This is a genomic window from Bradyrhizobium sp. (assembly GCF_035273305.1).
Taxonomy (GTDB): Bacteria; Pseudomonadota; Alphaproteobacteria; order Rhizobiales; family Xanthobacteraceae; genus Bradyrhizobium.
In genome coordinates this window covers 21731-29893 of sequence record NZ_DATEPI010000324.1, presented here as the reverse complement: position 1 = coordinate 29893, position 8163 = coordinate 21731, and the positions used below count along the sequence as shown (strand labels likewise).

7 protein-coding genes and 1 pseudogene are annotated in these 8163 nt (G+C 60.8%); 1 reads left to right on the top strand and 7 read right to left on the bottom strand.

Translation table 11 applies throughout. The annotated features are described in order from the left end of the window. The 3 genes and pseudogenes from VJV58_RS21325 to VJV58_RS21315 form a co-directional block, all read right to left on the bottom strand. Positions 1 to 1187, bottom strand: a 1187-nt coding sequence (locus VJV58_RS21325) for a sodium:proton antiporter (protein ID WP_324139349.1), incomplete at its 3' end; no start/stop codon positions are given. Positions 1188 to 1477: 290 nt separating this feature from the next. Further along, positions 1478 to 2143: pseudogene (locus tag VJV58_RS21320) on the bottom strand (alpha/beta hydrolase); the annotation flags it as partial. A gap of 191 nt (positions 2144 to 2334) precedes the next feature. After that, a complete protein-coding gene (locus VJV58_RS21315) occupies positions 2335 to 3114 on the bottom strand; it encodes an SDR family oxidoreductase (RefSeq protein WP_324139347.1) in 780 nt (259 codons plus the stop codon). Positions 3115 to 3344: 230 nt separating this feature from the next. Between VJV58_RS21315 and VJV58_RS21310 the strand changes: the two genes are divergently transcribed. Beyond that, positions 3345 to 4298 (top strand): DUF2155 domain-containing protein, encoded by a 954-nt coding sequence (locus VJV58_RS21310; RefSeq protein ID WP_324139346.1) that lies wholly within the window; start codon positions 3345 to 3347, stop codon positions 4296 to 4298. A gap of 20 nt (positions 4299 to 4318) precedes the next feature. On the opposite strand, the gene aat is transcribed toward VJV58_RS21310, so the two are convergent. From aat to VJV58_RS21290, 4 genes are read right to left on the bottom strand one after another with little or no spacing between them, the layout of a single operon-like run. Continuing rightward, positions 4319 to 4996, bottom strand: coding sequence for a leucyl/phenylalanyl-tRNA--protein transferase (gene aat, locus VJV58_RS21305; RefSeq protein WP_324139345.1), 678 nt, complete (start codon positions 4994 to 4996; stop codon positions 4319 to 4321). A 34-nt stretch (positions 4997 to 5030) separates the two neighbouring features. Beyond that, complete coding sequence (locus tag VJV58_RS21300; protein ID WP_324139344.1) at positions 5031 to 6113, bottom strand: sensor histidine kinase; 1083 nt, start codon at positions 6111 to 6113, stop codon at positions 5031 to 5033. Then, complete coding sequence (locus VJV58_RS21295; protein ID WP_324139343.1) at positions 6110 to 6550, bottom strand: response regulator; 441 nt, start codon at positions 6548 to 6550, stop codon at positions 6110 to 6112. The genes VJV58_RS21300 and VJV58_RS21295 overlap by 4 nt, the downstream gene beginning before the upstream one ends. Then, entirely contained in the window at positions 6547 to 8070 is a 1524-nt protein-coding gene (locus tag VJV58_RS21290) for a sensor histidine kinase (protein WP_324139342.1), read from the bottom strand. The genes VJV58_RS21295 and VJV58_RS21290 overlap by 4 nt, the downstream gene beginning before the upstream one ends. Between the last annotated feature and the right edge of the window lie 93 nt (positions 8071 to 8163).

Here is an 8163-nt window from a genome sequence, read left to right as displayed (position 1 = left end):
GCCTGGATCAGGATCGTCATCAAAATGGCAATGAAGGTAATGGACGCGATCATCTGCGCGCCAGGCGCTTTCATCCCGAGCAGCAGGCCGGCTAACGCGGCCGGAATAACACCGGTCTCGCGCGTCCAGCACATGAACAGCATCTCGGCGAAACTCCAGCGCGCCCGCCGATCCGGCAACGCGCATAGGAACACTGTTGCCGGGCGTGCCACGAGCATCAGCACGGTAACGACGGCAATCCCGCCGAGCCAGTATCTGCTCATCAGTGCGAAATCGACCTGCGCGCCGAGCAGCATAAAGATGAACAACCGCATAATGAAAGCGGTGGTGAGTACGTATTCGTCGAGTTTTCGTGCCTCCCCCGGCTCCATATTGAATCCGAACGACTCTTTGTTTCCGAGCACAATCCCGAACACGAAAACCGCCATGAAGCCGCTGGCCTGCAAACCATCCGCGGCGAAATAGGCCCCGATAACGGCGACCAGCGTCACAACGGGCGCGTATTCCGCAAGGAATGCCAACCGTTCATGGGCGATCAATAGCGCCGCCAGGTATCCAAGCAGGACGCCTGCGACGATACCGATCGCGGATTGCTTGAGCAGTTCGAAGCCTGAATGCATCCAAGAGAACTCGCCGGTTCCCATGGCCACCGCCAGCACCCCGAAAGTGACGATCGCGCCCATGGCATCGTTAAAGGCGGACTCGCTCATCACGGTCTGCGCCACGCGGTCACGAATTTTCACCTGCCGAAAAATGGGCACCAGTGTCGCGGGATCGGTCGAAGCCAGCGTGGCTCCAAGCAACAGTGCCACGAGCAATGGCTCGCCCAAAATGAGGTGGGCGGCTAGCCCGGTTATAGCAGCGGTGATGAGAACGCCGACCGTGGCGATGACGACAATGGTGATCCAGACTTGCTTCAGCACGTTGAAGCGCAAGGAGGCGCCGCCGTCGAACAAGATATAGCTGGCGCCGAACAGCAGGATCACCTGATTGAGGGCGGAGTCAGCCTTGATATCCACGAGCCCCAGTGCTTGCGGGCCCATCGCGATGCCGACGATCAGAAAAACCGCCACATCAGGCACCCGAATCTTCTGGGCCAACAGCCCCGCGACCGTGCCGATCGCAAGGATAAGACCGCACGAGAGCAGCGTTTGCTTGGCAATTTCAACGGAGGCCGATGCTTCCAATTGCGTCGTCTTTCTCGGGGTAATTCGCCGCGATCAGTTGGTGATGGGAAATGTGGATGATCCGGCGTGTCCGTTCATCCGAGGGTGAGCGCTCCTCGATTCGTCAGCTACGAGAGTAACCCGGATTGGCCGTTATCTCATCAACGCAAGCGCAATCAGTTCAGCGCCTTCAGCCACACCCCTATTTCGCTGGCCGCGATATTGGCCTGTTGCAGCAATTTTCCCATCGTAAAGAAACCATGGAATTGACCCGGGAAGGTGCGGTGCGTCACGGGCACGCCGGATTCGCTGAGCCGGTGCGCATATTCGTCGCCTTCGTCGCGCAGCGGATCGGCCCCAGCGGTCAGCACATAGGCCGGCGGCAAGCCGCTCAAGCTCTTCACGCGGGCGGGCGATGCGCGCCAGTCGTGAATGTCGGCCGCGCTATTGAGATAGTGGTCACGGAACCAGCGGATCACCGAATGGGTCAGCAAGATGCTGGTCTCCGGCTCGCTATGCGAGGGATGTGTCAGCGCGAAATCGATCGCTGGATAAATCAGCACCTGACCCGCAATGGCGGGGCCTTCGCCTTCGCGCGCTGCGATGGCAACCACGGCGGCAAGGTTGCCGCCGGCGCTGTCGCCGCCGACCGTCAGGCGGGCCGCATCGACGCCGAGTGAGCCGGCATTGTCCGCAATCCATCTGGTTGCCGCGATGGCGTCGTCGACGGCGGCCGGAAATTTGTGCTCCGGCGCCAGCCGATAATCAATGGAAACAACAATGAGCTGGCCTTCCTGCGCGAGCTTCCGACATACGACATCGTGGGAATCGAGGTCGCCGATGACCCAGCCGCCGCCATGAAAAAATACCAGGCACGGCGCGAGCCCGTTGGCTCTCCTGACCACGTTGGGCGTGTAGATGCGCGCCGCGATCGAACCGTGCGGAGCGGGGATTGCGAGCGCTTCCACCGATTTCATTTCCGGCGGGTCGGGATTGGTAACGAGGCGGCCTTTTAGATAAAGCTCGCGCGCCTCGGCCGGTGACACCGTCTCGTATGGAGGGCGTCCGGCCTCCTGAAAAGCCTTGAACACGGCTGCGGCATCGGGATCGAGGGTGACCGGCATGATTTGAGACCCGTGGCTTGGTTGTTGATCTTTTCGGCGAGTGTTCAGCTTGCGACGCGTCCACCATCTACAGTGTAGGCGGAGCCGGAGACATAGCTCGCGTCGTCGGATGCGAGGAACGCCACGATCGATGCAACTTCGGAGGCGTGTCCGAGCCTTCGCGCTGGAATTCGCTCGGCGAGTTTCTCAGTCGGGACAGGCGCGTTGCCGGGATTGCGGCCCTCGATGATCGCGCTCAGCATCCGGCTTTCGATGAGGCCGGGACAGACGCAGTTCACGCGGACACTGCTCGCCGAACATTCCAGTGCGGCGCTCTTGGTGAGCCCTATCACGGCGTGCTTGCTTGCGCTGTAGACCGCGATGTCGGGTGAGCCGATAAGACCTGCGATGGAGGCGGTGTTGATGATGCTTCCTCGGTTTTGCTTGAGCATTATCGGCAGCACGTGTTTCAAGCCCAGGAACACGCCGACCACATTGACGTCGATAACCCTGCGGAACGTCTCCAGCGGATATTTCGTGATTGGCGCGATTTCACCCTCGATCCCGGCATTGTTGTAGAAAATGTCGACCGTGCTGAACTTATCGACGGCGGCGCGCACGTAGTCCGCCACTTCGTCCTCGCGTGTGACGTCGGCAGTGATGGCAACTGCCTGCGCGGTGGCCGGCAATTCCGCGATCGCAGCTTTCAGGTCGCGCTCCCGTCTGTCGACGGCAACGATTCGCGCGCCGCGCTCGGCCAAAAGCCGAATGGTCGCAGTTCCAATCACGCCGGCGGCACCGGTCACGATGGCCACCTTGCCATCCAGACGAATTCGATCCGCCATAAGCTCCGTTTCCTCCAGGTCCCGTTTCCCGGAGTTTCCTGGGATTAGCGGAACGCGCGCGAACTTTGATGAACGACTATTTCATTTGGCGCACGGGCTGACCAGTGGGGTGGGGAGGGTGAGACCCGCCCTTTCCCCGCCGTATTCGGCGTGTTAACCGAAGACTCCGCGAGCGGCGCAGACGCTTTACAATGTCACGAGCCCGATTCGCCCGTTTTTAAAGCGGCTAAATGCTTCGAACGATTGCCCTGACCGGTTTTGCGGCCATGCTGGCTGCTACAGCGATCTCGCTTGCGCCGCCCGCGCGCGCGCAGATCGGCAATATCTTTTCCGACCCGCCGCTCCGTCCGCCGGGCAATATCGTTCGTGGTAACCAGCAGCCCGATGACGACGAGGAAGTACCGGAGCTGCCGCGCGGCCGCTTACTGCCAACCCCGAACCGGCCGCTGCCGGGCCAGGGCGTGCCGCCTCCGGGTTCGGTGCAGTCGCAACCTCTGGCGCCGCCGCCGGGCACGACCGTTGTTCCGCAAAATGTCGCACCGGGTATCGCCGTCAATCCTCCGCAAGTCGATCAGGGGGCAGCGCCGCCGAACGCCAATCCGCCTGGAGGGCGCCAGGCCAAGACCGTGCCGCAGGCGCCGGCCACGCTGCAGCCGGGCGACGAAGTCGTGACAGAGCCGCCGGCCCAGAAGATCGTCAACAAAAAGGCAACCTTTTCGGGCCTGGACAAGATCACCGGCCGCATCATCACGTTTGACGAGGATATAGGCGAAACCGTTCAATTCGGCGCGCTGCGGGTCAAGACTGATGCGTGCTACACCCGCCCGGCTACCGAAGCCGCGAACACCGATGCCTTCGTCGAGGTCGATGAGATCACGTTGCAGGGTGAGGTGAAGCGGATATTTTCGGGCTGGATGTTTGCGGCGAGTCCCGGCCTGCACGGGGTCGAACACCCCATTTATGATATCTGGCTGAGCGACTGCAAAGTTCCTGATACCACCATCGTCAGCGCCGCGCCGGAGCCGGTGAAACCATCACCGCCTCCATCCGCGCAGAAGCGCGCGCAGCCTAAGCAGGCTCCCCGCCCGCCGCCGATAGCGCAGCAGCAGATCCAGCAGCCGCCGCCGCCTCAGCCGCAGCCACCACCGCAGCAATCAGGTGGCCTGTTCGGGATATTCCGCTAAGACGGCGAACTTGGCGGCGGCTAGCGACGTCCCGCAATGATCTGCAGCGCCTGCGCGCCGCTGATCGGCCGATCAATCGCCAGCCGCCCAAAATCAGCGTGTCCCTTGATCGCTCTATCGAGCAGCGCGGTATAGCGCCGGCGAGAAATCTCGACCGCGCCGAAGCTGCGCAAATGCTCGGTCACGTACTGGGTATCCAGCAGTTCGAAACCGCCCGCGATCAACCTGGCCACCAGATGCACCAGCGCCACCTTGGACGCGTCGCGGATCTGATGGAACATGCTCTCGCCGAAAAACGCACGTCCGAGGCTGACGCCGTAGAGGCCGCCGACGAGATCGTCGTTCTGCCAGACCTCGACGCTGTGAGCGTGTCCGAGTTCATGCAGCCCAACATAGAGATCGCGAATACGCTTGTTGATCCACGTGTCGTGTCGGCCTGGCTGTGGGGCGGCGCAGCCCGCAATAACTGCCTTGAAAGCGCTATCCACGGTAACGGCAAAAACATCTGAGCGCACGGTGCGCGCCAGACGTGACGAGACGCGAAAACCATCGAGCGGTATGACGCCGCGACTTTCCGGTTCGACCCAGAAAAGCGTCGGATCGTCGGCACTCTCAGCCATTGGAAAAATGCCGCACGCATAGGCGCGCAGCAGCACTTCAGGCGTAATTTCGGAAGAGGCGGAGTCGCGCGAGGCCATACGGGTCAGGATAGCAGGATGGCCGAGGTTGCGGCTAGCTCGCCGCCGCACATACCGGCTTCGCCTCTGGCTTGCGAAGAAACCGGAGCACGATCCGGGTACCCGGGTGGGAAGGATCGCGCTCGACACTTGCGCCGAGCTTCGAGGCCATCGCCGTGACGATGCGTTGTCCCATGCCGGTGGATCGTGGGTCGACCTTGACGTTGACGCCTACGCCATCATCGGTAATCGACAGCACCAGGTCTTCGTCCTCGGCATGGAGATCGACGTGTATCGGACCGGCGCCGTCTGGATAGGCGTATTTAACGGCGTTCATCACAAGTTCGTTGACGATGATGCCAATCGCGACGGCGCGGTCGGGATCGATCTCGACCGGCTCGGCCTTCACTGTCAGGCGCGACATCCGCTCGCCCTCCGCAGACCTGCGGAGATCCTCCAGCAACGCGTCGAGATACTGATTCAGCAGCACGCTTTTCAGGTCATGCGTCGTGTAAAGCCGCCGGTGGACCTGCGCCACGGCGGCAACCCGGCCCATCGCATTCGTGAGCGCCGCCTTGACGTCTTCCTGCGTGGTCGAATTGGCTTGCAGATGCAGGAGCGACGCAATGATCTGCAAACTGTTGCCGACGCGATGATTGACTTCCCGCAGTAGCACTTCACGTTCGGCCGCCAGAGCGGCATAACGGTCGCGCGAGGCATGCACCTCGGCCAGCGCATCATCGTGAGCTTTTCGAATTTGTGCCTGCCTTAGCGCGCCGTCGACAGCCACCTGCAGCAGGGGAATAAATTCACCCTGCACGTCCTTAACCAGGTAATCGGCGGCGCCGGCCTTCAACGCGGTCACGGCAATGCTGGAGTCCTGTGCCGCCGTGACGAATACCACCGGCGGCGCATCCGGGATTGCCATGATCTGCTTGAGGGTCTCCAGCCCGTCGAGGCCCGGCATGTATTGATCAAGTGCAACGACGTCGATGCCTCCCTGGCGGATGCGACCCAGTCCGACCTCGCCGCTTGCGGCATGAACAACATGGAAGCCGAGCCGTGTCAGCGCGCGCTCGACCAGCCTGCCAAGCGTCTCGTCGTCGTCGACATACAGCAACGTGGGGATGGCGTTCATCGGGGGGCCGACGGAACCTGAATTACCGAAAAGAACAGGCCGAGCTGGCGAATGGCGTTGGCAAAGCTTTCGTAATTCACCGGTTTTGTGATGTAGACGTTGCAGCCGAGTTCATAGCAGCGCTTGATTTCGTGCGAGTCATCCGCGGTGGTGAGCACCACGACCGGCGCACATTTGAGATACCGGCTTTCCTTTACCCGTCGCAAAATATCGATGCCGCTCATATCGGGCAAATTCAAGTCAAGCAAAATCAGCAGAGCCTCGCCCTTGTGATCCATTCCGGAGTCGTCGCTGCCAAACAGGTAATTTACCGCGGCAGTACCGCTGCTGAAAGGCACGATCTCGTTGTTGACGCCGGATCTGCGGATATTTCGCTCGATCAAACGGGCGTGTCCTTCATCGTCCTCGATCATGATGATGGTGACTGGCTTGGTCATGTATCTCGGTTCCGGTTACTTGCTGCCCAAGCGGTAGGCAGGGTGATCGTGAAGGTGGTGCCCTTGTTGAGTTCCGATTGCACTGACATGGTTCCACCCAGCCGACGCACCAAAGCGCGGACGTGGGCAAGTCCGATGCCCTGGCCTGGTTTGTCCTGAGCGCCGGCGCGGCGGAAAAGATCAAATATCCGCTGGTGGTCCTTTGGATCAATGCCGCGCCCGTTATCAATGATCTCGAAAATGGCAAAACCCAATTTTGAGCGGCCGCGGATGGTGATCTCGCCGGGCACTCCCGGCTTCAGATATTTCAGCGCATTGTCGAGCATGTTTGAAAAAATCTGTTCCAACGCGAGGCGATCGCTGACGATGTTCGGCAATGGTTCGACATGAATTTGGGCCTGAGCCTCGGCCGCCTGATGCGCCATCGTGGTGACAACGGCTTCGATCAGTTCGCGCGTGTCGATCCGCACCGGCTCGAACTCACGGCGCCCTTCGCGCGTAAGATTGAGAATGGCGGTGATCAGCCGATCCATCTTTCCGATCGAAGATTTGATGAACCCGAGCGCTTCCGAGAAATCGCGTGAAAGCTGCTCGTCCCTGGTCTCGAGAACCGGCTCCGCATCCGCCGCAACAGCCGGCGGTACAGCAGAGCCAGCGGCGCTGAGAGCCGCTATCCGCTTGAAAATGTCGAGCCGCAATTCCTCAAGCTCGCTTGTAAAGCCCATGATGTTGACCAGCGGCGAGCGCAAATCGTGGCTGACGATGTAGGCGAAACGCTGGATCTCATTATTGGCTTCCCGAAGATCGGCGGTGCGCTCATCGACCGTCGCCTCCAGATTGAGGTTACTGTCACGCAATAGGGATTCCGCGGCGTCGCGAGCGCGAGCCGAACGCCGCACAAGGAAGATCGAGATGCCGGCAAGCGCGATCACGAGCGCTGAGCCCGTGATGGTCACCACCGACGCCAGTTGCTGAGCTCGATCGGCATTAACCGTCCGCGCCGCAAACAGCCGCTCTTCCTCGCTGCGCATCGCAAGCGCCACGTCACGAATAGTATCGCTGGTGTGGGCTACCGCAGCATCACGCATCACGGCGACCGCGCCGTCGGGTTGGTTCTGCTTGACGAAGTTGATCTCTTTACCGAACTGCTCAAGCCGGGCTTTCACCGCTGGCCGCAATGCCTTGATCTTTTCGACTTGAAATGCATCGTCGACGGTCAAGTCCGACAATCTCTGAACTTCGGGAATGATGGCCGCAACCGCGGTCTCATGATCTGTGAGATATTCGGGTTGCAAGGTGAGCAGGTAACCGCGGGCGGCGCTTTCGGCCCGGCGGATTTCCAGCAGCAGCGTGTTGATCTGATTTTCAACCTCGACGGTGTGCAGTACCAGGCTGCTGTCCTCGCGCGCTTTGTCGACCAGCAGGACCGACGACACACTGATCCCGACCAGCACCAAAAATCCCGCTGCAAGCAGCAGGATCTGGCCAATCGCACGCCGGCGCGCGGCGTCAGGCGTCACAACAATCTCGCGTCACAACCCGTGGATTTTAAGCAGTGCCCCGAACGAAACTAGGTGCGCATAACGTCTGATTTGAAGATTGGTTCCCGCGCG